Annotated in this window: 1 protein-coding gene; it reads right to left on the bottom strand. The window is 39.1% G+C overall.

Annotated elements, in window-relative coordinates; translation table 11 throughout:
* On the bottom strand, positions 1 to 560 hold a 560-nt coding region (locus N1032_RS27060; RefSeq protein WP_259543790.1), incomplete at both ends, for a portal protein.

Below are 560 nucleotides of genomic sequence, written 5' to 3'. Positions count from 1 at the left end.
ACAGACCGAGGAATTGGGAATGGAGTAAATGTTGAGAATGGGATCTGAGAAATCGTATTGATCTCCAGAATCTGGTCATTCACGGTAAATACTTGATAGAGCTGATTACGACCTGATGGTTTAGATGAACGAATATAATGTTCATGCAACCAAATCTTATCAGTCTTCTGGTCACCAGTACGTACAGTCTCTGTGAGGTCAAGTGGATTAAGATAATTAACACGAGCATTCTCGGTAACACCCATCATCCAATCACCTGAAGTATTGTCCAGACCATCAACAATCTCAGGATTGAAACCTAGCTGACGTAATTCATCTTTAGTCTTACGAACTTTGTGAGCCATGTAGTTAGCATCACACAAAGAACGTGCAGTTGGTTCAATCATAACTTCTTCAAATGGTACGTACATTACTTCAACACCTTCTTTGGTTTTGTAGTAAGTAACACGTCCACTGAATGTTTCCTGGCCTTCAGGTGTATCTTTTTCGTCTGGTAATTGAGCTACTTTTTCTTCTGACCCATCATCATTGATTTTAGTAGATTTAGTTTCATCAACTTC

It is taken from the genome of Herbiconiux daphne (genome assembly GCF_024979295.1).
In the GTDB taxonomy this organism is placed as follows: Bacteria; Actinomycetota; Actinomycetes; order Actinomycetales; family Microbacteriaceae; genus Herbiconiux; species Herbiconiux daphnes.
This window is presented reverse-complemented; position numbering and strand designations above follow the sequence as displayed.